Here is a 19,085-nt window from a genome sequence, read left to right as displayed (position 1 = left end):
CCCCGAACCGCCCCGACCGTCGGCCCCCATACCCCAACGAGGTCGCTCCGCCCATGAATTCACGGCAACGCCGCGGCGTCATCCTGCTCGTTCTGTCGGTCCTGTGCGCCCTCGCCGCCTTCGCCGGTGTGCTCTGGGTGATCGGTGACGTGAACTCCAAGGTGGGACCCGAGGTGACCGCGTACCGGGTGAAGACCACCATCGCGCCCTACAAGCCGCTGGAATCCAGCCAGTTCGAGAAGGTCTCGATGCCCGAGCGGTGGCTCTCCAAGAGCGCCGTCACCGACCTCTCCGCCCTCCGCGGCAAGATCGCCGTCACCGAACTGCACCCGGGCTCCCTGCTCCAGGAGGACATGCTGGTCGACCGCCCGAAGGTGAAGAGCGGGCAGCAGGAGATCGCCATCATGATCGACGCGGCGACCGGCGTCGCCGGCAAGATCAGGCCCGGCAACCTCGTCAACATCTACGCCACGTTCGCCGGCCGCACCGACAGGGAGAAGGCCACCTCGCGCGTCATCGTGGCCAACGCCCAGGTCATCGACGTCGGCACGCTCACCTCGCTCGACCCCAAGCCGGAGGACCGCGGCGAGGGCCCCACCGAGGCCGTGCCGATCACCTTCGCCCTGGACACCGACGACGCCCAGCGCGTCGCCTACGCGGAGTCCTTCGCCGAACACGTACGCCTCGCCCTGCTCCCCGCCGGCGGCACGACCACCCTGCGCCCCGGCGAGGGCAGCTACGACCTCGACGAAGACAAGAACAAGTGAGGACCGGATGAGCACACGCATCCTCCCGGCCGTCGGTGACGCCGACGCCGCCCGCGCCGTCTCCGGGCTCCTCGGCCAGCTCCCCGACGCGGAACCGGCCGCCCCGCTCGGCGACTCGACCTCACTGCTCGACACCCTCGCCCGGCTCGCCGCCGAATCCCTGGACGAGCTCCCCGAGGTCGTCCTCGTGCACGAACGGATCGGCCCGGTCCCGGCCCTGGAGCTGATCCGCGAAGTGGCCCTGCGCTTCCCGGCCGTCGGCGTCGTCCTCGTCACCGCCGACACCAGCCCCGGGCTCTACTCGGCCGCCATGGACTCCGGCGCCCGCGGCCTGGTCGGCCTGCCCCTCTCGTACGAGGAGCTGGCACAGCGCGTCCAGGCCGCCTCCGGCTGGTCCGTCGGGGTGCGCCGCCACCTCGGGGCGGGCGCCGAACTGCACACCGGACCGGGCGGCACCGTCGTCACCGTCAGCGGTGCGAAGGGCGGCGTCGGCACCACGGTCACCGCCGTCCAGCTGGCCCTGGCGGCCGCCGCCTCCGGGCACACCGTCGCGCTGGCCGACCTGGACCTCCAGTCGGGAGACGTCGCCTCCTACCTCGACGTGCAGTTCCGCCGGTCCGTGGTGGACCTCGCCACCATCCAGGACATCTCGCCCCGGGTCCTCCAGGACGCCCTGTACAACCACGAATCCGGTGTGGCCCTGCTCCTGGCACCGGCCGACGGCGAGCGCGGCGAGGACGTCACCGACCGCGTCGTGCGTCAGACGGTCAGCGCCCTGCGTCACCGCTACGAGGTCGTCGTCATCGACTGCGGTACGTACATGAACTCGGCCAACGCCGCGGCGGTGGAGATGGCCGACCGCACCGTGCTCGTCACCACCCCGGACGTGATCACCGTCCGGGCCGCCAAGCGCATGGTCCGCCTCTGGGACCGGCTCCAGGTCCGCAAGGCCGAGGAGACCATCACGCTGGTCAACCGCCACACCCGCCACACGGAGATCCAGCCCGCGCTGATCGAGAAGATCACCGCCACCAGGGTCGCCCGGATCGCCGTCCCGGCCAACTTCAAGGAACTCCAGGCGGTCGTGGACGCCGGACGCCTCCAGGACCTGGACGCCAAGTCCACTGTGAAACAAGCCCTGTGGGGGCTGGCCGGAGACCTCGGTCTGGTCAAGAACGCGGAAGCGGCCGTCCGAGTGGGCAGGCTCAAGGGGGACCGCGGCGCGTCGGGCGGCCGGCGGGCGCGGGCGAAGTGAACACCGAGGGGGAGTGGAGCGCCATGAACCTCTTACGTGCGGACGTGCGCCGTGACGCCCGCTCCGACCGCGGCCAGACCGCGATCGAGTTCGTCGGCACCCTGCCCCTGATCCTCCTCACCCTCGCCCTGCTCTGGCAGGCGGGGCTCGTCTGCTACACGTACATCCTCGCGGGGAACGCCGCCGACAAGGCCGTACGGGCCGCCGCCGTCGCGGAGGGGGACCCGGGCGCCGCCTGCGCGCGGGCGATTCGCGAGGACGTCCCCGGCGGCTGGTCCGCGACCGTGGAGGGCTGCGACGGCTCCGGCGAACTGGTCAGCGTGAAGGTGCGCGTGGACGTGCCGCTGCTGTTCCCCGGGGCGTTCAGCGTGCCCCTGCACGCCACGGGCGAGGCGAAGGCCCGGAACGAGAGGCGGGACGCATGGTGACCCGGCGGCGATACGCGTGCTCCCGGCAGCGCGGGCAGGCTGCCGTCGAGTACGTCGGCGTGCTCACCCTGCTGCTCCTCGTCGCGCTCGCCGTCGCGCAGCTCGGCATCGCCGTCTACGCCGCCCAGCAGGCGGGCACGGCCGCGCGGGCCGCGGCCCGGGTGGCGTCGACCGAGGACCAGGAGCACCGGGCGGCGGCCGTGGCGAAGCAGTCCATGAGCGGCTGGCTGGCCGACGGGGCCACGGTCACCCGGGAGACGGGCGGCGAGGCCGTCACCGTGCAGGTGCGGGTTTCCATCCCCAGCCTGCTGCCGATGCTCTCCTTCGGCTCCGTCGAGAAGAGCGCGACGATGCCCCGTGACTGACCCAGGACCGAAGCGGCGCCGACCGGAACCGAAGGAGTTGAGCACATGAGCCTGCGGGCACGCATCAGCAGTCCCGAACCCGTGAACGGGATGAGCGAGGAGAGCCGGCTCGTCGGCGCCTACCGCGCCAAACTGCTGGAGGAGATCGACCTCGCCGAGATGTCCGCCCTCCCCGCGGCCGACCGCAGGGCCCGGCTCGAACGCGTCCTCGGCCACATCATCAGCCGCGAGGGCCCCGTCCTGTCCTCCGTGGAGCGCTCGCAGCTCATCCGCCGGGTCGTGGACGAGGCCCTGGGTCTCGGCATCCTCGAACCGCTCCTGGAGGACGCCTCCATCAGCGAGATCATGGTCAACGGCCCCGAACAGGTCTACGTGGAGCGCGGCGGCCGCCTCGAACTCCTCCCGATGCGCTTCTCCTCCAACGAGCAGCTGATGCAGACCATCGAGCGCATCGTCTCCACGGTCAACCGCCGCGTGGACGAGTCGAACCCGATGGTCGACGCCCGGCTCCCGTCAGGCGAGCGCGTCAACGTCGTCATCCCGCCGCTCTCCCTGTCGGGGCCGATCCTCACCATCCGGCGCTTCCCCCGCGCCTTCACGCTCCAGGAGATGATCGCGCTGGGCTCGCTGGACGAGCACATGCTGCTCCTGCTCGCCGGCTTCGTCCGCGCCAAGTTCAACGTGATCGTCTCCGGCGCCACCGGCACCGGCAAGACCACCCTGCTCAACGCGCTCTCCGGCCTGATCCCCGACGGCGAGCGCATCGTCACCATCGAGGACTCCGCCGAGCTCCGGCTCCAGCAGTCCCACGTCATCACGCTGGAGAGCCGCCCGCCCAACGTCGAGGGCAAGGGCCGGGTCACCATTCGGGACCTCGTCCGCAACTCCCTGCGCATGCGGCCCGACCGCATCATCGTCGGCGAGGTCCGGGGCGGCGAGACCCTCGACATGCTCCAGGCCATGTCCACCGGCCACGACGGCTCCCTCGCCACCGTCCACGCCAACAGCGCGGAGGACGCGCTGATGCGGCTCCAGACCCTCAGCTCAATGTCCGAGGTCGAGATCCCGTTCGCCGCGATCCACGACCAGATCAACAGCGCGGTCGACGTCATCATCCAGCTGACCCGGCACGGTGACGGCTCCCGCCGCGTCACGGAGATCGCGGTCGTGGACTCGTACGGCCGCGAGGACTACCGCATCGTGTCCGTGTGCCGCTTCGACGCCCTCCCGATGGCCGCCGACGGGCGCGTGTACGGGCAGTTCGCCTACTTCCCGGTGCCCCGCCGGGTCGCGGACCGCTTCTACATGGCGAACGAGACGGTCCCCCCGGCGTTCGGGGTCGCCCATGCGGAGGAGCAGCTGCTCACCCGTACGCCCACCGCCTGAAAGGCGCTTCCCGACATGGACAACCTGCCGCTCCTGACGGTCGGCGTGACCCTGCTCGCCGGTGTGCTCGCCGTGGTCGGCCTGCATGTCTTCGCCTCCGGCAGGGAACAGCAACGGGCGCTCATCGAACGCCTGTCCCGGACCGGCCCCCCGGCGATCGAGGGACGCGTCCGGCGCTTCCGGTCCGTCGACCGCAGGCTGCGGCGGACCGGCCTCGGCAAGCGCATCGAGCGGAAGCTGGCGGTCACCGGCCTCGACCTCACGCCCGGCGAGTACGCCGTGTACGTCGTCGGCGCCCTCCTCGGGCTCTACCTCGTCACCGCGGCCGTCTTCGCCCCGTTCTTCGGGCTCCTCGCCGTCCTCATCGGCGCCTGGGGCGGCAACGCCTTCCTCAACTGGCAGCGGGCCAAACGCACCGAGGCGTTCATCAGCCAGCTCCCCGAACTCACCCGCGTCCTCGCCAACGCCACCCAGGCCGGACTCGCCCTGCGCACCGCGATCTCCATGGCCGTCGAGGAGCTGGACGACCCCGCCCACGAGGAACTGCGCCGGGTCGCGGACCGCCTGGCCATCGGGCACTCGCTGGACGACGCCCTGAACGAACTCGTGGAACGGCTGCCCTCCCGCGAGCTGACCGTCCTCGTCTCGACCCTCATCCTCTCCAACCGGGCGGGCGGCACCATCGTCTCCTCGCTGCGCAACCTCACCAACACGCTGGAGGAGCGCAAGGAGACCCGGCGCGAGGTCACCACCCTCCTCTCGCAGGTGAAGGTCACGGCCGTCGCCGTCCCCGTCCTCGGGCTGCTCTTCCTGCTCCTCATCAACACCATGAGGGGCGGCGCGCTGGACGACATGGCCGCCGCGACACCCGGCCGCATCGCGATCGTCGTCGCCGCCGGGCTCTACGGCCTCGGCTTCTTCCTGATCAACCGCCTGACCCGCGTCCGCATCTGACGGCCGGAGAGGAGAAGCACATGGAGATCCTGCTCGCCGCCGTCATGGGCCTCGCCGTCCTCGGCGCCTTCCAGGGCGTCCGCATGTACCGCGCGGACGCCAAGCTCCCCGGCGACCTGGCCGTCGCCCTGGAGATCGGCGCGAGCCGCACCAGCGCCACCGGCTCGGCCATCGACCGCATCGGCATGCGGTACGCGCCCCGGGTCCTGTCGCTGATGGGCCCCAGGCGCGTCGACCGCATCCGCCGGAAGCTCGACATGGCGGGCAACCCGCGTGGCCTGACGGTCGACCGCTACGCCGCCCGCCGCGCGGTCTTCGGCGGGCTCGGCATCCTGGCCGCCCTGGCGATGCTGATGAACGGCCAGGTGGTCCTGGCCGTCATCCTGCTGGTCTACGGCCTGTTCTGGACGGACGTGATCATCCGGGCGGCCATCGCCCGGCGCAAGGACGACATCGAGCGCACCCTGCCCGACTTCCTGGACGTCCTCGCGGTCGTCGTCTCGGCCGGTCTCGGCTTCCGGCAGGCGCTGGAGCGGGTCGCGGAGAAGTACACCGGCCCGTGGTCCGACGAGCTCCGCATCACCCTTCGCCAGATGGACATGGGCGTCAGCAGACGCGACGCCTTCGACCAGCTCCGCCGCCGCAACGACTCCGAACAGGTCTCCATGTTCGTCTCCGCCCTCCAGCAGGGCGAGGAGCTGGGCGCGCCCATCGTCGACACGCTGATCCAGATCGCCAACGACATGCGTCGCACGGACGCCCAGAACGCCCGCCGCAAGGCCGCCAAGGCGGTCCCCAAGGCCACGCTGATCGTCACGAGCTTCATGCTCCCGGGCACGATCATCCTGATCGCGGTCGGCTTCTACTACGCGGCGAACGTGAACATCAATGAGATCTTCGGCAGCTGACCTCGCGAAGTGCTCTCCCCAGAGGGCCATTTGTGGGACATTCGGAGCTGAGGGGGGCGGGAGGGACGGCATGGCTGAAAGCGATACGTCTGACGGGCCCCAGAAGCGGGAATGGGCCCGGCAGCCCGCGACGAGGGCCACTGCACCGACGTACTTTGCCCACGACACACGGACTTACGGACCAACGTCGACCGATTCCCGGTCGGTCGAACCCGGAGGGGGACATCGCCATGAAGGACATCGCGCTCAGGGCGGCGGTGCGGACGCAGACTTATGTGAACCACTGGGCGCACACCACCGTGGACCGCATGACGCGTCGGAAGGACAGGGGGCAGGGGGCGATCGAGTACGTCGGCATCACGATTCTGGTGGTGGCGATCGTGATCGCTCTGATCAACACCAAGATGGGCACCACCATCGGGAACAAGTTCAAGGAAAAGATCAACAAGGTCCTTGGCAAGTGAGACCGGAGGTCTGCGAGGACTCGGGACAGGCCCTGCCGCTGTACATTACAGCTGTGGTGGGTCTGCTCTTCCTTGCCTTGATCTTCTTTGCATTCGGTGAAGCCGACATTCAGCGAAATGGCGCGCAGAGCGCAGCAGACGCAGCAGCGCTGGCGGCGGCCAAGGAATCCCGTAGCCTGCTCGAACCCGACCTGAAGGCGCATCTCGCGGACCCCGATTACCTTGCATCGATGTTCAGCCCGTCATTCCTGGGGGGGTCGGACAACGCCTGCTGGAGGGCGGCCTCGTTCGCTGTCCTGAACAAGGCGGGGATCGTCCGCTGTCAGCCACTGGCCGACGGTAGATGGGGGTACGAGGTCCGCTTGCAGTCCACGAAGGCTTTGAGCACGGACATAGTGCCGGGCACCGGGGGCAAGAAGGCGGAAGCCGTGGCCGTGGCCGTGGTCGAACCCCGCTGTACGTTCACTCCGGAGTCGGACAACGCCCCGGAGCCGACGAGCTCTCCGGACACGGATGATCCGGATCCGGAGGCGACGACCATGCCAGTGGGCAAGGTCCGCTGTGGTGGGGACCTGGACTGGGTGGTGGACTCCGAAGATCTGACGCTCATGCCTGACATGGCCGATCTATTCTCCGTGCGTTTGGCCGAAAAGTGATCACGAATGACGTAAAGGAACTCGAATGAATTTCCGGCAGGTGGGGAAAGTGCGCCGGGCTGGGGCAGTCGCGCTCCTGGCCTCGTCTCTGCTGTTCTCAGTGGCGGCTTGTGGTGGCGACGACGGAGGAGCGGAGGAGCCCGCGGCGTCGTCCGATGCGGGCAAGGGTCAGGGAAAGCGTGGTGCGCAGAGCGAAACGCTTCCTGATCGCAGCAAGACACTCGCGACCCTCAAGAACGACAAGGGCGTCGAGATGATCGTGTACTCGGCCAAGCGGGACAGCGGCGGATTCCTGACCGTCAGCGGCGACTTCAAGAACACTGGCGGAGAAGGGTTCACCACACCGCTCGAATGGAGCGGGCAGGAGGAAGCGGTCACCGATACCGGTCCTTCGCTGGCCGGCATGACGCTCGTGGACTCGGTTGGTAAGAAGCGTTACTACGTGCTGCGGGACACCGACAACCGCCCGCTCACCACGAGTAACTACACGTCGAGCATCGACCCAGGGCAGAGTCTGAACTTCTTTGCCCAGTTCCCATCCCCGCCCAGCACCACGAACAAGGTGGATCTCCAGTTCCCAGGGTTCCCGAACGCGACGATTGAGATCTCCGGATGAGTGCCGACACCGACGTCACGAAGGGGACGAGGACACGTGTTGTCATGACCGCGTTCGCGGTAGCGCTGGCGTTCGGGGCAACCGAAGCCACACAGGCGGTCGCCGATGACAGTCCCTATCCGTCCGCATCGGCGGAGCCACCGGTAGAGGTCGATTCCAACGATTCCGATCTGAAGCTCCCGGACGGCGCCACCCTCGCCCCGCCCAAAGTCCTCGACATCAAGTCCGTCATCGAGGACCTCGGCGGCGAGGAGCGCCGCGAGGACACCAACGCCGACATCAAGTTCGCCCTCCAGGCGGAAGTGCTCTTCGGCAAGGACAGCGCCAAGCTCAGCGGTGAGGCCAAGGGGCGGATCAACGCCATCGCCGAGGAGATCAAGCGGCAGGACGCCAAGAAGGTCAGGGTCTTCGGGTTCACCGACGACCTAGGCTCCTCCGAGCACGGCGACGTGCTGTCCAAGAAGCGCGCCGAGGCCGTCCACAACGTGCTCGACGAAGCGCTCGGCGGCTCCGGGATCACGTTCGAGATCCGGGGCTACGGCGAGGACTACCCGATCGCCAGCAACGAGGACGAGGAGGGCCGCCGGAAGAACCGCCGCGTGGAGGTGTCCTTCCAGCGCGGCGAGACCGGCTCGCAGAGCTGACCCGCACCGTGCGGCGGCGGCACCGCGACCGGCCCGCCGCCGCACGGGGCATCAGGACAGGGCCTTCAGCCATCGCACCGGTGGTTCACCGGCCAGTCACGCCGCCTCCGTACGCTCCACCACCCGTCCACCCTCCAGTTCCAGCCGCCGACCACGGAAGCGATCCCGCAGTCGCCGGTCGTGCGTGACGACCACCACCGCACCCCCGAACCCGGCCAGCGCGCCCTCCAGCTCCTCCACCAGCGCCGGGGAGAGGTGGTTCGTCGGCTCGTCCAGCAGGAGCACGTCGACGGGTTCGCCGACCAGACGGGCCAGTTCGATCCGGCGCCGCTGCCCGTAGGACAGCTCGCCCACCCTCAGGCGCAGGTCCGCCGGGCCGAACAGGCCCAGCGACAGCAGGTGTTCCGTGTGCGCGTCGAGATCACCGCCGCGCCCGTGGGCGTAGGCCTCCGGGAGCGTCAGACCGGCCGGCCACGGCGTCTCCTCCTGGCGCAGATGCCCGACCCGCCCCCACGTCCGCACGCTCCCCGAGTCCGGCCGCAGCTCACCCGCGAGCACCCGCATGAGCGTCGACTTGCCGGCTCCGTTCGCCCCCGTGACCAGCAGCCGTTCCGCGCCCCCGATCCGCAGCTCCGGCACCGAGAGGCGACGGCCGACGCGGATTCCGGCCAGCTCCGCCGCGACCCGGGGAGCGGCCGCCTCCGCGGTGGTCACCCGGGCGGCGAACACCAACGGATCCGGCGGCGGCGCGACCGGCCGCTCCGTGAGTCGCTCGACGCGCTCCTTCGCGTTGCGGATGCGGACCATCGCCCCGTGCCCCCGCCCCCGCGCCCGGAACCCGCCGTGCCCGAACACGCTGAGCGGCACCTTGCGCGGGATCGCATCCAGCCGGGCCACGTTGGACGCGGCCAGCTCGCGGTTGCGGGCCAGCTCGGCGCGCCAGTCCGCGTACTCCCGCAGCCGGCGCCGACGATCGGCTGCCTTCGCGGTGAGGTAGCCCTCGTAGCCGTCCCCGTACCGCGTCACCCGGCCCTCGGCGACCTCCAGGACCGTCGTGGTGACCCGTTCCAGGAACACCCGGTCGTGCGTCACCGCGAGCACGGTGCCCCGGTGCGTCCGCAGGTGGTCCTCCAGCCACTCCACCGCCCGGTCGTCCAGGTCGTTGGTCGGCTCGTCCAGCAGCAGCAGCTCCGGCCGGGATGCCAGCGTTCCCGCCAGCGCGAGCCGCGACCGCTCGCCGCCCGACAGGGTGGACAGCGGCCGGTCCCGGTCCAGGCCGGGCAGCCCGAGACCGTGCAGGGCGATGTCGACCCGCGCGTCGGCCTCGTAACCCGCCCGCGCCTCGTACCGCGCGACCAGCCGCGCGTACGCGTCGAGCGCGGCGGCCAGCTCCGCGCCCGCCAGGCCCGCGAGCCCGGCCTCGGCCCGGCGCATCCGGGCCTCCAGCTCCCGCAGCCCGGCGAGCGCCGCGTCCACCGCGTCCTGGACGGTGGCCCCGGCGGGCAGGGCGAGCGACTGGGCGAGATGGCCGGTGCCGCCGGGCGCGACGACGGTCAGCTCACCGTTGTCCGGCCGGTCGAGCCCGGCGATCAGCCGGAGCAGCGTGGACTTGCCGGCCCCGTTGTCGCCGATGATGCCGGCCCGTTCGCCGGGCCTGATGCTGAAGCTGACGTCGTCCAGCACGACGCGGTCGTCGTAGCGGCGGGTGACGTGCTGAAGGGTGAGTTGTCCGGTGTGCATGAAAAGCCCCCTGATTCTCGGCCCGTGCCGATCGGCGCGCGGTGGTCGGGGCGCGTCCGCGCACGCCGACGGCACACCGGGGCCGCGTGCCCGAAGGCAGGCAGGCGTCACGGAGCCGTGGAGGCGTGGGAGCGCGGACGCGCAGGAGAATGCGCTACTGCGGAGCCGGGCTCAACGCAGGCGCAGGGGGAGTATCACAGAGAACCCATGCGCACCAAGGTAGGCGGCGTCCAGGGCACCGGCAAGCGGTTTACGGTCGCCCGACCGTCACTTCCGGCGCTCACGGCCCTCCGGTGCGACCTCCACGGCATCCGGGCCCGCGGCGAGCTCCGCGACGAGGTCCGGGTCGCGCATCCCGGGCAGCTCGGAACGACAACGAGGGGCCGACGGCTCCCCCGGTGCGGCCCTGGGTGTACCGGGCGGGAACGCGAGCAGAAGAGGAGAGGCGGGGGCGCCCCACCCACCCCGGCGCAGCCTCGTTCACACCGCTCACGTCCCCGGAGCCGCAACCGTGTCCAGTCAGTCCGGCGACACCGCCGCCGGGGCCCCGCCCCACCCGCGCGCAGCCCCGGCGACCGCCCCCGCTCCCGGAAGGGCCCGGCGCTGGTCGCTCGCGCTGCGCCGTACGCCCGTCTCGCTGTGGAACGACGACATCGCGGACTGGGCCGCGGCCCTCACGTACTACGCGATCCTCGCCCTGCTGCCCGCGCTGCTGGTGACCGTGTCCGTCATCGGGCTCGCCAGCCCCGGCGCCACCGGTGCGCTGATCGCCGACATCACCGCCTTCGCGCCCGCCGAGGCGGCGGCCGCGCTGCGCGAACCGCTGGAGGCCGCCACCCAGCAGCGGGGCGCCGTCCGGCTGCTCGTCGCGACCGGGTCCGTCAGCGCGCTGTGGTCCGCGTCCAGCTATCTCGCCGTGTTCCGGCGGGCGCTGCACGCCATGCACGGCGTACGCGACACCCGGCCGGCGCTGCGCCAGGCGCACATCATCCTGGCGTGGGCGGTCGGGCTGCTCCTGCTGATGATGACCAGCGCGTTCGCCCTCGTGCTCACCGGGCCCCCTGCGCGCTGGGCCGGGCACCGGCTCGGCCTGACCCATGTGGGGGACGCGCTGTGGGCGGTGCTGAAGTGGCCTCTGCTGCTGTGCCTGGTCGCCGGGCTGATCACGGTCCTCTTCCGCACCGGCCCGGAGCCGGCCCGCCGGGCCCGGCAGGCGCTGCCCGGCGGGGTGCTCGCGGCGCTGCTCTGGCTGGTCGCCTCGGCGGGTTTCGCGCTGTACGCCACGTACATCGGCTCCTACAGCCGGCTGTACGGCTCACTGGCGGGGCTGGTGGTGTTCCTGATCTGGGTCTGGTTCACCAACCTGGCGCTGCTGTCCGGGGCCCAGTTCAACGTCGAGCTGGACCGGGCCCGGAACACGCCCTAGTCCCCGGTGGTCCCGTCCACGATCTCGCGGATGATGTCGATGTGGCCGTTGTGACGGGCCGTCTCCTCGATGAGGTGCAGCAGGATCCAGCGCAGATCGGGGCTCGTGCCGTTGGAGCGCTTCCGCTCGGCCCGGGTGTCCAGGCCGTGGGCCGCGACCAGCTCCCGGTAGCGGGCGCACTGCTCCTCGTACTCCCGCAGCACATCGGCGAGCGGCATGTCGACGGCGATCCGCATTTCGCGGTCCGGGTCCTCGTCCGTCCACGGGCCCTCGTCCTCGCCGCCGAGGAACACCACCTCGAACCAGTAGTACTCGACCCAGCGCAGATGGTTGACCACCCCCGCGAGCGTCATCAGCGGGGAGCCGGGCAGGGGCGCGCGGACGGCGTCCTCCTGCGAGAGCCCTTCGCACTTGGCGACGGCGGTGGCACGGGTGTAGTCGAGGAACGTGGTCAGCTGGGTGCGCTCGTCCCATGCGGGAGGCGTATCGGTGCGTGTCATCGCCGCACAGCTTCCCCGCGCGGGACGGGGTTGTCCACCGCTTATGGCCCGACGCGCAGGGCGGGGTGCCGCAGCGCCGGATGCCCGGGCCCGAGGAACACGGCGAGGTCCGGGCCGCCCGCGGGGCCGGGCACCCGGCGCCAGCCGAGCCGCTGGTAGAGCCGCACCGCGGGCCCGGCGTCCGCCGAGGTCAGCAGCCAGCAGCGGCCCCCGGGCGCGGACGCGGTGACGGACTCCAGGAGCGCGGCCGCCAGGCCGGTCCCCCGGGCGTGCGGGCTGAGCGCGAGTTCGTCCACCTCCAGCCCGCCGACGAGCCAGTCCGCCGTCCGTTCGGGGCCCAGGACCGAGGCGACGGTCGCGTAGCCCCGGGCGGACGGAAAGGGGGAGGCGGTGGTCCAGGCCGTCGCGAACCCCACCACCGAGGCGGCGTCCGGCTCCTCCGGGACACCGTCCAGCGCGAGCGCGGCCCTGAATCCAGGACGGGCGGCGTCCTGCGCCAGGCGCTGGACGTAGCCGTCGGCCTGATCCGGGTCCTCGTGCCACGGCGGGCCCGCGAACGCCTCCGCGTAGGTCCGCCGTATGCCGTCCTGCCGCGCCAACAGCGCCTCGGCGCCCGTCCGCTGGACCCATCTGGCCATGTCGTGGCTCCTGCCGTCCCCGCCCTCGCGGACCGGCAGGCCCGCCGGGCGAGTGTACGAGCCGGCCCGATGACCGAGCGGGGACGCAGGCCCGCCCCGCGGACCAGGGGTTGCCCGTACGCTCGGATACCGACCACCCGCCGGCCCCCCACGCCGCCGCCCCGTGCGGTGGACGCGGGCGGGGCGGGCAGCCACCACGAGTACCGAGGTGACGCGCCGATGAGTGACGGTTTCTTCTGCTCGTACCACCTGTGCTGGAGCCGCCCCGACGCCGAGTCGCTGCTCGGCGACCTGGAGGCTGCGGGGGTGCGGGCGGACCACCCGGTCACCCGGCGCATCACCCTGATCAGCCCCGGCACCGAACCCTCCGGTACGCAGTCCTGGGTGAGCCGGGACCAACTCGTGCTGCTGGCCGGGCTGCAACGCCTCGACCGGGTCGACTTCCTGCTCTGGCTGCCCGGCGGCGAGGAGATACGGGCCCGCATCGGCCGGAGCGACGACGGCACGGTGGAACTGCGCTTCGGCCTCGGCGCGCTGGACCGCGACGACCGGGAACGGGTGGTCCGCGCGGTGCGCGAGGCGATCGGACGGGCCTCCCTGCTCTGCGTGGGCTTCGTGCTCGACCGCGAGGGGGCGTCGGCGGCCACCGACTGGGCGGGCTTCATCGTCAAGGGCTCGGTGTACTTCGACTGCTGGCCGGACACGCTCGCACTGCTTCCCGAAGTGGCAGCCGCCCAGCCGCAGTTGTCCGGCGTGAACTCCTTCCCGCAGTCGCCGTGGGTCGTCTACGGCAGCGACGTGCCCCGCAGATAGCCCGTGCGTGCCTACGGAGCCTGCTCGACCCGGACCTGTACGCCCGGCCGCAGCCCCCACGCCGCCATCGCGCCCGCCTCCGCCTCGATCACATGCCGGCCGCGCGGCCGGGGCAGGCCCAGCCGGCCCGGCTTCATCGTGTGGACCGCCAGCACGTTGAACTTCCGGTCCAGATAGGCCACATCGATCGTGAACCGCATCCGGAAGGAGTGCACGCTTCCGCACGGCGTGATCATCAGCGCCCCGTCGACCCCGTCCCGGCCGAGCAGCCCGCGCGCCCGGTGCCGGTAGGAGGCCGCGATCCGCAGCGGCACCCGGGTCTCGGTCACCCCGTCCCGGTCCGTGATCGTCAGCGTCCCCGCGCCATCGCGCCATCGAGCCATGGCCCGACGGTAGCGGCGCCGGCCCGCCGCCGGACCCGAATCCACAGGTCCAACCCCCGCCCGGGCCGGGCCGATTAGGATCGCTCAGGTGTACGCCATGCTGATGGGAGTCGCCGCGATCTGGGGCGCCGCGACCGGGCTCCTGGTCCCGCGCGCCGCCTACCGGTTCTCCGTTCCGCCCGGCGAACCCTGGCGGGACGCCTGCCCGGCGGGCCACCCCCTCACCGGCCCCGCCCGCGCCTGGCTCGGCGCGGCACGCTGCGGCGGATGCGCGGAGGCGATCGCCGAGGTGCGCACGGGCACCCCCGGCGCCGTGCCGCCCGAGGCCGCGCCCTCTGCCATCCCGCACCGGCTCGCCCCCGTCGTCACCGCCCTTGCCTGCGCCGCCCTCGCCTGGTCCACCGGCACGCGCCCCGAACTGGCGGCCTGGCTACTGCTCGCCCCGGTCGCCGTGCTCCTCGCGAGCATCGACCACCGCGTGCACCGGCTGCCGGACGGCCTGACGCTCCCGGCCGCCGGAGCCTCCGCCGTACTCCTGGGTCTGGCATCCCTGCTGCCGGAACACGCGGGCTCCTGGCTCTCGGCCCTGCTCGGCGGCCTCGTCCTGGGCGCGTTCTACTTCCTGCTCTTCCTCATCAACCCGCGCGGCATGGGCTTCGGCGACGTCAAACTCGCCCTCTCCCTGGGCACGGCCCTCGGCTGGTACGGCTGGCCCATCGTCTTCGCGGGCGGCTTCGCGGGGTTCCTGCTGGGCGCGGTGTACGGGGCAGCGCTCGTCGCACTGCGGCGCGCGGACCGCAGGACGGGCATCCCGTTCGGCCCGTTCATGATCACGGGGGCGTTCCTGGGACTGCTGTTCGGCGGGCTGGCGGCCTGACTTGGAGGGCTCAGCGCGCCCGAGCGCCGTTGGTGAGCCCGTGCCGCCCCGTAATGCGGTCGCCGTCCCCCCGGTCCGGCTGGGACGATGGGCGTATGTGCGCCGCATCCGAAGCCACCCCGCCCACGCCCGGCGAAGCCGCCCGGTTCGATGCTCTCGTCGCCGAGGCGGACCGTGTTTCCGTCGACGGTTGGGACTTCTCCTGGCTCGACGGGCGGGCCACCGAGCAGCGGCCCTCGTGGGGGTACGCGCGTGCCATGGGGGAGCGGATGGGGCGGGCGCGGGCCGCGCTCGACATTCAGACGGGCGGGGGTGAGGTGCTGGCCTCCGTGCCGGAGCTGCCGCCGCTCGTCGTCGCCACCGAGTCCTGGCCGCCGAACATCGCCCGGGCCACGGCGCTGTTGCACCCGCGCGGGGTGGCCGTCGTCGCCGACGAGGACGAGCCGCCGCTGCCGTTCGGGGACGGGGCGTTCGACCTGGTGGTCAGCCGGCATCCGGTGACCACGTGGTGGTCGGAGATCGCCCGGGTGCTGGCCCCCGGCGGCACGTACTTCTCGCAACAGGTGGGCCCCGCGAGCGTCTTCGAGCTGGTCGAGTACTTCCTCGGGCCGCAGCCCCCGGAGGTGCGCGGCGCGCGCGATCCGGAGCGGGCGCGGGCCGACGCCGAAGCGGCCGGGCTCGACGTCGTGGACCTGCGGTCGGAGCGGCTGCGCACCGAGTTCTCCGACATCGGGGCCGTCGTCTACTTCCTGCGCAAGGTGATCTGGATGGTGCCCGGCTTCACCGTCGAGCGGTACCGGCCCCAACTCCGCGCGCTGCACCACCGCCTGGAGACCGAGGGCCCGTTCGTCGCCCACACCACCCGCTTCCTGATCGAGGCCCGTAAACCCGCGTGAGGCCAACACCCCCACAGGGCCCGAAAAATGGCACTCTGGTCCCGAGCACTCGGGGAAGGAGCTGGCCATGAACCTCGGCACCGACGGGGATGCCGCGCGCTGCGCGCGCCGGGGTGGCGCCGAGTGGCTCAAGGGCGCCAGGATCGTCCGCGTCCTCGGGGTCTTCTACCGCCCCGAGGGGCGGATGGGCGAGCCCGAGGCCGTCTCCTTCGTCCTGGACGACGGCCAGTCGGTCCGCCTGACCTGCGCCTCCGACGGCACCCTGCACGTGGGCGCCGGCACCTGGCCGCGGTTGCCCGACTGGTGTGTGCCCACCGCCCAGTGGGAGTTCGCCGAGCTGGCCGGCCTGCCCCGGCCCCCCGAGGGCGGCTGGACGGTACTCAGCACGGACGAGCGCCGCGACGAGCGGGGCGAGGTCCACGAGGCGGTGATCCGCTGCGAGGGCGGCCGCTTCGTGGTCGTCGGCGGGGACACCGTGGGCGTCCGCTTCAGCCGCGGCCACCGCGGCGCGGCGGCCGCGACGTGACGTGACGTGACGAAACGGTATCGGGTGCCAACTCCCGCCGCCGCACGCCGGGTTGCCGTTCCACACTCGTACGCATGACCTCCGCGAGACGCACGGCCGTCCTGCTCCTGACCGCCGCCACCCTCACCGGCTGCGGACACATCCTGGCCACCCCCGGCGACGCGGCTCCGCCCGCCGCCCCGTCGACCCCGGGCGCCGAGCAGGGCGACGCCAACCCGCACTACGCCGAGAACCACGCCTTCCAGTCCACCCTCGACCTGTCCGACGCGGACCGTGCCCGGGGCGAGGCGGAGGTGAAGCGGGTGAAGCAGGGGCTCGCCGCGCTCGCGGAGGGGCAGAAGTCCACCGAGGACTCGGTCTTCCACGCGCTCCACGCCCTCGGATACCCCGACGGATCGGTCACCACCGGCACCTTCGGCCCCCACCGGACCTCCTTCACCGTGACCCTCGGGACCCTCTGCGTGGACGGCTCGCTGGACGGCGCCGTCAACGGGCTCGTCAACGCGAGGGCGCACGGCCGCTACATGGAGGGAACGGGCTGTGTGAAGCCCCGGGGCGGCCACTGACGAGCGGAATGTGGACATCCTGTGGACGTCTCGGGCGTGTTTCCGGTGCCCGTCCCGGGCCGGACCAGGTCTCCGCAGGTCAGGGGCGTGTGGCGAGCGCCGCATGGTGACCGGAGCGAAGCCTCTCACTCTCGGAGAGTAATTATTTCGCGCCGCGGCGCCCAGCATCACTTACGAAGGGTTATGGTGGAAACCCCCCCTCGGGCCGGTCCGTAACCCCCCCCCACGGACCGGCCCGTTTTTTGTGCCCGGCGCCGGGCCGGGCACGCGTTCAGCCCCGCGCGGCCCAGATGTTGGTGCCCTCGGTGTCGACGGCGAAGACGTCGATCTCCTTCAGCTCCTCGGCCGACAGCTCCGGACCCGCCAGCGCCGCGACGTTCTCCTCCAGCTGACCCACGCTCGACGCGCCGATCAGGGCGGAGGTCATCCGGCTGTCGCGCAGCACCCACTTCAGGGCCAACTGGGCGAGCGTCTGGCCCCGGCGGCGCGCGATGTCGTTCAGCCCGTTCAGCCGGCGCACCACCTCCTGCGACAGCAGTTCCGGGTCGAGGGACTTGCCCTGCGTGGCCCGCGATCCCTCCGGGATGCCGTTCAGGTACTTGCCGGTCAGCAGGCCCTGGGCCAGCGGTACGAAGGAGATGCAGCCCATCCCGGCCGCCTCCAGCGTGTCCAGGAGCCCGTCCTCCTCGGTCCAGCGGTTGATCATCGAGTAGGACGGCTGGTGGATCAGGGCCGGTACGCCCATCTCCCGCAGCAGCCGAGCCGCCTCGGCGGTCTGCGCCGAGTCGTACGAGGACACCCCGACGTACAGCGCCTTGCCCTGCTGTACGGCGGAGGCCAGCGCCCCCATCGTCTCCTCCAGCGGGGTCTCCGGGTCGAAGCGGTGCGAGTAGAAGATGTCGACGTAGTCCAGGCCCATCCGCTTCAGCGAGGCGTCCAGCGACGACAGCAGGTACTTGCGCGACCCCCACTCCCCGTACGGCCCGGGGTGCATCTCGTACCCCGCCTTGGTCGAGATCAGCAGCTCGTCCCGGTACGGGGCGAAGTCCTGGCGGAAGAGCTTGCCGAAGTTCAGCTCGGCCGAGCCGGCCGGCGGGCCGTAGTTGTTGGCCAGGTCGAAGTGGGTCACACCGAGGTCGAAGGCGCGGCGCAGGATGGCCCGCTGGGAGCCGAGTGCCCGGTCGTCACCGAAGTTGTGCCAGAGGCCGAGCGAGACGGCCGGCAGCTTGAGACCGCTGCGTCCGCTGCGGCGGTACTCCATGGAGTCGTAGCGGCTCGCGGCGGCCTGGTAGGGGGAAGAGGAATCAGTCACGAATCTCTCCTTATCACGGACTTGTGACAGGCCGGGTTGGGTGGGTGCGGGGCCCGCGCAGTAATGTGGCCTGACGGGACTGCCATGACACGGCGGGGCGATCCGCCCCCTTCCAGTGCGGCGATCCGATCCCCAGGGGACGACCCCGGACCCCTGGCGAAGGGGCCGGCGGGCCCGCACGGAACCGAGAGGTGGACTCAGTGAACTTGCGCGACCTGGTGTACGGGCTCTACGCGCGCCGGGTGGAGGCCCGCCTCGACCACTCCCAGGTGCCCAAGCACATCGGCGTGATCCTCGACGGCAACCGGCGCTGGGCCAAGGCGTCCGGCGGCACGGCGGCCGAGGGCCACCAGGCCGGGGCCGACAAGATCAAGGAGCTCCTGGGCTGGTGCAGCGAGACCGACGTCGAGGTCGTCACGCTCTGGCTGCTGTCCACCGACAACTTCGACCGGCCCGAGTCCGAGCTGACGCCCCTGCTCGGCATCATCGAGAACACGGTGCGCGGCCTGGCCGCCGACGGCCGCTGGCGGGTCCACCACGTCGGCACGCTCGACCTGCTGCCCGCCCACACCCAGACCGTGCTCAAGGAGGCCGAGCAGGCCACCGTCGGGGTCGACGGGATACTCGTCAACGTCGCCGTGGGCTACGGCGGCCGGCAGGAGATCGCCGACGCCGTGCGCTCCCTGCTCCTGGACCACTCCGCCAAGGGGACCTCCTTCGAGGACCTGGCCGAGATCGTCTCCACCGACCTGATCTCCGAGCACCTCTACACCCGCGGCCAGCCCGACCCCGACCTCGTCATCCGGACCAGTGGCGAGCAGCGCCTCTCCGGCTTCATGCTCTGGCAGAGCGCGCACTCCGAGTACTACTTCTGCGAGGTCTTCTGGCCGGCCTTCCGCCGGGTCGACTTCCTGCGTGCCCTGCGCGACTACGCCGCCCGCCACCGGCGCTACGGAGGCTAGGGC

23 protein-coding genes are annotated in these 19,085 nt (G+C 71.7%); 18 read left to right on the top strand and 5 right to left on the bottom strand.

Annotation, left to right across the window (positions count from 1 at the left end):
• The first annotated feature begins 53 nt into the window (after nucleotides 1–53).
• The 11 genes from cpaB to AB0L33_RS06070 all read left to right on the top strand — a co-directional run bounded on the left by cpaB (nucleotide 54) and on the right by AB0L33_RS06070 (nucleotide 8,443).
• Nucleotides 54–767 (top strand): Flp pilus assembly protein CpaB, encoded by a 714-nt coding sequence (gene cpaB / locus AB0L33_RS06120; protein WP_365678143.1) that lies wholly within the window; start codon nucleotides 54–56, stop codon nucleotides 765–767.
• Nucleotides 768–774: 7 nt separating this feature from the next.
• Nucleotides 775–2,022, top strand: coding sequence for an AAA family ATPase (locus AB0L33_RS06115; RefSeq protein WP_365678141.1), 1,248 nt, complete (start codon nucleotides 775–777; stop codon nucleotides 2,020–2,022).
• Nucleotides 2,023–2,045: 23 nt separating this feature from the next.
• Nucleotides 2,046–2,450 carry a TadE/TadG family type IV pilus assembly protein gene (locus AB0L33_RS06110; RefSeq protein WP_365678139.1) on the top strand — a complete coding sequence of 135 codons (405 nt, stop codon included), beginning with the start codon at nucleotides 2,046–2,048 and terminating at the stop codon, nucleotides 2,448–2,450.
• Nucleotides 2,444–2,815 (top strand): TadE/TadG family type IV pilus assembly protein, encoded by a 372-nt coding sequence (locus tag AB0L33_RS06105; protein WP_365678137.1) that lies wholly within the window; start codon nucleotides 2,444–2,446, stop codon nucleotides 2,813–2,815. The genes AB0L33_RS06110 and AB0L33_RS06105 overlap by 7 nt, the downstream gene beginning before the upstream one ends.
• A gap of 45 nt (nucleotides 2,816–2,860) precedes the next feature.
• Nucleotides 2,861–4,201 (top strand): CpaF family protein, encoded by a 1,341-nt coding sequence (locus AB0L33_RS06100; RefSeq protein ID WP_365678135.1) that lies wholly within the window; start codon nucleotides 2,861–2,863, stop codon nucleotides 4,199–4,201.
• Nucleotides 4,202–4,216: 15 nt separating this feature from the next.
• Nucleotides 4,217–5,155 (top strand): type II secretion system F family protein, encoded by a 939-nt coding sequence (locus AB0L33_RS06095; RefSeq protein WP_365678133.1) that lies wholly within the window; start codon nucleotides 4,217–4,219, stop codon nucleotides 5,153–5,155.
• A gap of 20 nt (nucleotides 5,156–5,175) precedes the next feature.
• Complete coding sequence (locus AB0L33_RS06090) at nucleotides 5,176–6,063, top strand: DUF5936 domain-containing protein (RefSeq protein ID WP_365678131.1); 888 nt, start codon at nucleotides 5,176–5,178, stop codon at nucleotides 6,061–6,063.
• 230 nt (nucleotides 6,064–6,293) lie between these two features.
• The gene (locus tag AB0L33_RS06085; RefSeq protein ID WP_365678129.1) at nucleotides 6,294–6,527 is read left to right on the top strand and encodes a hypothetical protein; all 234 of its coding nucleotides are present in this window, start codon (nucleotides 6,294–6,296) and stop codon (nucleotides 6,525–6,527) included.
• Nucleotides 6,524–7,183 (top strand): pilus assembly protein TadG-related protein, encoded by a 660-nt coding sequence (locus AB0L33_RS06080; RefSeq protein WP_365678127.1) that lies wholly within the window; start codon nucleotides 6,524–6,526, stop codon nucleotides 7,181–7,183. The genes AB0L33_RS06085 and AB0L33_RS06080 overlap by 4 nt, the downstream gene beginning before the upstream one ends.
• A gap of 25 nt (nucleotides 7,184–7,208) precedes the next feature.
• Nucleotides 7,209–7,799: a hypothetical protein gene (locus AB0L33_RS06075; RefSeq protein ID WP_365678125.1), complete on the top strand. Its 591-nt coding sequence runs from the start codon at nucleotides 7,209–7,211 to the stop codon at nucleotides 7,797–7,799.
• A gap of 44 nt (nucleotides 7,800–7,843) precedes the next feature.
• Nucleotides 7,844–8,443 carry an OmpA family protein gene (locus AB0L33_RS06070; protein ID WP_365678123.1) on the top strand — a complete coding sequence of 200 codons (600 nt, stop codon included), beginning with the start codon at nucleotides 7,844–7,846 and terminating at the stop codon, nucleotides 8,441–8,443.
• Nucleotides 8,444–8,539: 96 nt separating this feature from the next.
• On the opposite strand, the gene AB0L33_RS06065 is transcribed toward AB0L33_RS06070, so the two are convergent.
• Complete coding sequence (locus AB0L33_RS06065; RefSeq protein ID WP_365678121.1) at nucleotides 8,540–10,183, bottom strand: TlrC/CarA/OleB/SrmB family ABC-F type ribosomal protection protein; 1,644 nt, start codon at nucleotides 10,181–10,183, stop codon at nucleotides 8,540–8,542.
• Between the two features lie 511 nt (nucleotides 10,184–10,694).
• On the opposite strand from AB0L33_RS06065, the gene AB0L33_RS06060 reads away from it, so the two are divergent.
• Entirely contained in the window at nucleotides 10,695–11,609 is a 915-nt protein-coding gene (locus AB0L33_RS06060) for a YihY/virulence factor BrkB family protein (RefSeq protein ID WP_365678119.1), read from the top strand.
• Here AB0L33_RS06060 and AB0L33_RS06055 read toward each other — a convergent pair.
• On the bottom strand, nucleotides 11,606–12,109 hold the full coding sequence (locus tag AB0L33_RS06055) for a DinB family protein (RefSeq protein ID WP_365678117.1): 504 nt from the start codon (nucleotides 12,107–12,109) through the stop codon (nucleotides 11,606–11,608). The genes AB0L33_RS06060 and AB0L33_RS06055 overlap by 4 nt on opposite strands.
• Nucleotides 12,110–12,150: 41 nt before the next feature.
• Nucleotides 12,151–12,747 (bottom strand): GNAT family N-acetyltransferase, encoded by a 597-nt coding sequence (locus AB0L33_RS06050; RefSeq protein ID WP_365678115.1) that lies wholly within the window; start codon nucleotides 12,745–12,747, stop codon nucleotides 12,151–12,153.
• A gap of 219 nt (nucleotides 12,748–12,966) precedes the next feature.
• Here AB0L33_RS06050 and AB0L33_RS06045 point away from each other — a divergent pair, with 219 nt between their 5' ends.
• Complete coding sequence (locus AB0L33_RS06045) at nucleotides 12,967–13,560, top strand: hypothetical protein (RefSeq protein ID WP_365678113.1); 594 nt, start codon at nucleotides 12,967–12,969, stop codon at nucleotides 13,558–13,560.
• A gap of 11 nt (nucleotides 13,561–13,571) precedes the next feature.
• On the opposite strand, the gene AB0L33_RS06040 is transcribed toward AB0L33_RS06045, so the two are convergent.
• Nucleotides 13,572–13,943 (bottom strand): DUF192 domain-containing protein, encoded by a 372-nt coding sequence (locus AB0L33_RS06040; protein ID WP_365678111.1) that lies wholly within the window; start codon nucleotides 13,941–13,943, stop codon nucleotides 13,572–13,574.
• 88 nt (nucleotides 13,944–14,031) lie between these two features.
• On the opposite strand from AB0L33_RS06040, the gene AB0L33_RS06035 reads away from it, so the two are divergent.
• From AB0L33_RS06035 to AB0L33_RS06020, 4 genes are all read left to right on the top strand, one after another.
• Complete coding sequence (locus tag AB0L33_RS06035) at nucleotides 14,032–14,820, top strand: A24 family peptidase (protein ID WP_365678109.1); 789 nt, start codon at nucleotides 14,032–14,034, stop codon at nucleotides 14,818–14,820.
• 95 nt (nucleotides 14,821–14,915) lie between these two features.
• A complete protein-coding gene (locus AB0L33_RS06030; protein ID WP_365678107.1) occupies nucleotides 14,916–15,716 on the top strand; it encodes a class I SAM-dependent methyltransferase in 801 nt (266 codons plus the stop codon).
• Nucleotides 15,717–15,783: 67 nt separating this feature from the next.
• Nucleotides 15,784–16,242, top strand: a complete 459-nt coding sequence (locus AB0L33_RS06025; protein WP_365678105.1) for a hypothetical protein — start codon at nucleotides 15,784–15,786, stop codon at nucleotides 16,240–16,242.
• A gap of 74 nt (nucleotides 16,243–16,316) precedes the next feature.
• On the top strand, nucleotides 16,317–16,808 hold the full coding sequence (locus AB0L33_RS06020; protein WP_365678103.1) for a hypothetical protein: 492 nt from the start codon (nucleotides 16,317–16,319) through the stop codon (nucleotides 16,806–16,808).
• A 271-nt stretch (nucleotides 16,809–17,079) separates the two neighbouring features.
• Here the strand turns inward: AB0L33_RS06020 and mgrA are convergent, their stop codons facing one another.
• Nucleotides 17,080–18,120 (bottom strand): L-glyceraldehyde 3-phosphate reductase, encoded by a 1,041-nt coding sequence (gene mgrA / locus AB0L33_RS06015; protein WP_365678101.1) that lies wholly within the window; start codon nucleotides 18,118–18,120, stop codon nucleotides 17,080–17,082.
• Between the two features lie 200 nt (nucleotides 18,121–18,320).
• Here mgrA and AB0L33_RS06010 point away from each other — a divergent pair, with 200 nt between their 5' ends.
• On the top strand, nucleotides 18,321–19,082 hold the full coding sequence (locus tag AB0L33_RS06010) for an isoprenyl transferase (RefSeq protein ID WP_018100938.1): 762 nt from the start codon (nucleotides 18,321–18,323) through the stop codon (nucleotides 19,080–19,082).
• Nucleotides 19,083–19,085 lie beyond the last annotated feature (3 nt).

The sequence above is a fragment of the Streptomyces sp. NPDC052299 genome (assembly GCF_040679335.1).
GTDB lineage: Bacteria > Actinomycetota > Actinomycetes > Streptomycetales > Streptomycetaceae > Streptomyces.
The sequence above is the reverse complement of the archived record's forward strand: the minus strand, read 5'-3'. Positions and strand labels throughout refer to the sequence as shown.

What these genes read in the sequence shown, in the direction of transcription:
- cpaB (WP_365678143.1), top strand. Translation starts at nt 54, where the DNA reads ATGAATTCACGGCAACGCCGCGGCGTCATCCTGCTCGTTCTGTCGGTC.
- AB0L33_RS06115 (WP_365678141.1), top strand. Translation starts at nt 775, where the DNA reads ATGAGCACACGCATCCTCCCGGCCGTCGGTGACGCCGACGCCGCCCGC.
- AB0L33_RS06110 (WP_365678139.1), top strand. Translation starts at nt 2,046, where the DNA reads ATGAACCTCTTACGTGCGGACGTGCGCCGTGACGCCCGCTCCGACCGC.
- AB0L33_RS06105 (WP_365678137.1), top strand. Translation starts at nt 2,444, where the DNA reads ATGGTGACCCGGCGGCGATACGCGTGCTCCCGGCAGCGCGGGCAGGCT.
- AB0L33_RS06100 (WP_365678135.1), top strand. Translation starts at nt 2,861, where the DNA reads ATGAGCCTGCGGGCACGCATCAGCAGTCCCGAACCCGTGAACGGGATG.
- AB0L33_RS06095 (WP_365678133.1), top strand. Translation starts at nt 4,217, where the DNA reads ATGGACAACCTGCCGCTCCTGACGGTCGGCGTGACCCTGCTCGCCGGT.
- AB0L33_RS06090 (WP_365678131.1), top strand. Translation starts at nt 5,176, where the DNA reads ATGGAGATCCTGCTCGCCGCCGTCATGGGCCTCGCCGTCCTCGGCGCC.
- AB0L33_RS06085 (WP_365678129.1), top strand. Translation starts at nt 6,294, where the DNA reads ATGAAGGACATCGCGCTCAGGGCGGCGGTGCGGACGCAGACTTATGTG.
- AB0L33_RS06075 (WP_365678125.1), top strand. Translation starts at nt 7,209, where the DNA reads ATGAATTTCCGGCAGGTGGGGAAAGTGCGCCGGGCTGGGGCAGTCGCG.
- AB0L33_RS06070 (WP_365678123.1), top strand. Translation starts at nt 7,844, where the DNA reads ATGACCGCGTTCGCGGTAGCGCTGGCGTTCGGGGCAACCGAAGCCACA.
- AB0L33_RS06065 (WP_365678121.1), bottom strand. Translation starts at nt 10,183, where the DNA reads ATGCACACCGGACAACTCACCCTTCAGCACGTCACCCGCCGCTACGAC.
- AB0L33_RS06055 (WP_365678117.1), bottom strand. Translation starts at nt 12,109, where the DNA reads ATGACACGCACCGATACGCCTCCCGCATGGGACGAGCGCACCCAGCTG.
- AB0L33_RS06050 (WP_365678115.1), bottom strand. Translation starts at nt 12,747, where the DNA reads ATGGCCAGATGGGTCCAGCGGACGGGCGCCGAGGCGCTGTTGGCGCGG.
- AB0L33_RS06045 (WP_365678113.1), top strand. Translation starts at nt 12,967, where the DNA reads ATGAGTGACGGTTTCTTCTGCTCGTACCACCTGTGCTGGAGCCGCCCC.
- AB0L33_RS06040 (WP_365678111.1), bottom strand. Translation starts at nt 13,943, where the DNA reads ATGGCTCGATGGCGCGATGGCGCGGGGACGCTGACGATCACGGACCGG.
- AB0L33_RS06030 (WP_365678107.1), top strand. Translation starts at nt 14,916, where the DNA reads ATGTGCGCCGCATCCGAAGCCACCCCGCCCACGCCCGGCGAAGCCGCC.
- AB0L33_RS06025 (WP_365678105.1), top strand. Translation starts at nt 15,784, where the DNA reads ATGAACCTCGGCACCGACGGGGATGCCGCGCGCTGCGCGCGCCGGGGT.
- AB0L33_RS06020 (WP_365678103.1), top strand. Translation starts at nt 16,317, where the DNA reads ATGACCTCCGCGAGACGCACGGCCGTCCTGCTCCTGACCGCCGCCACC.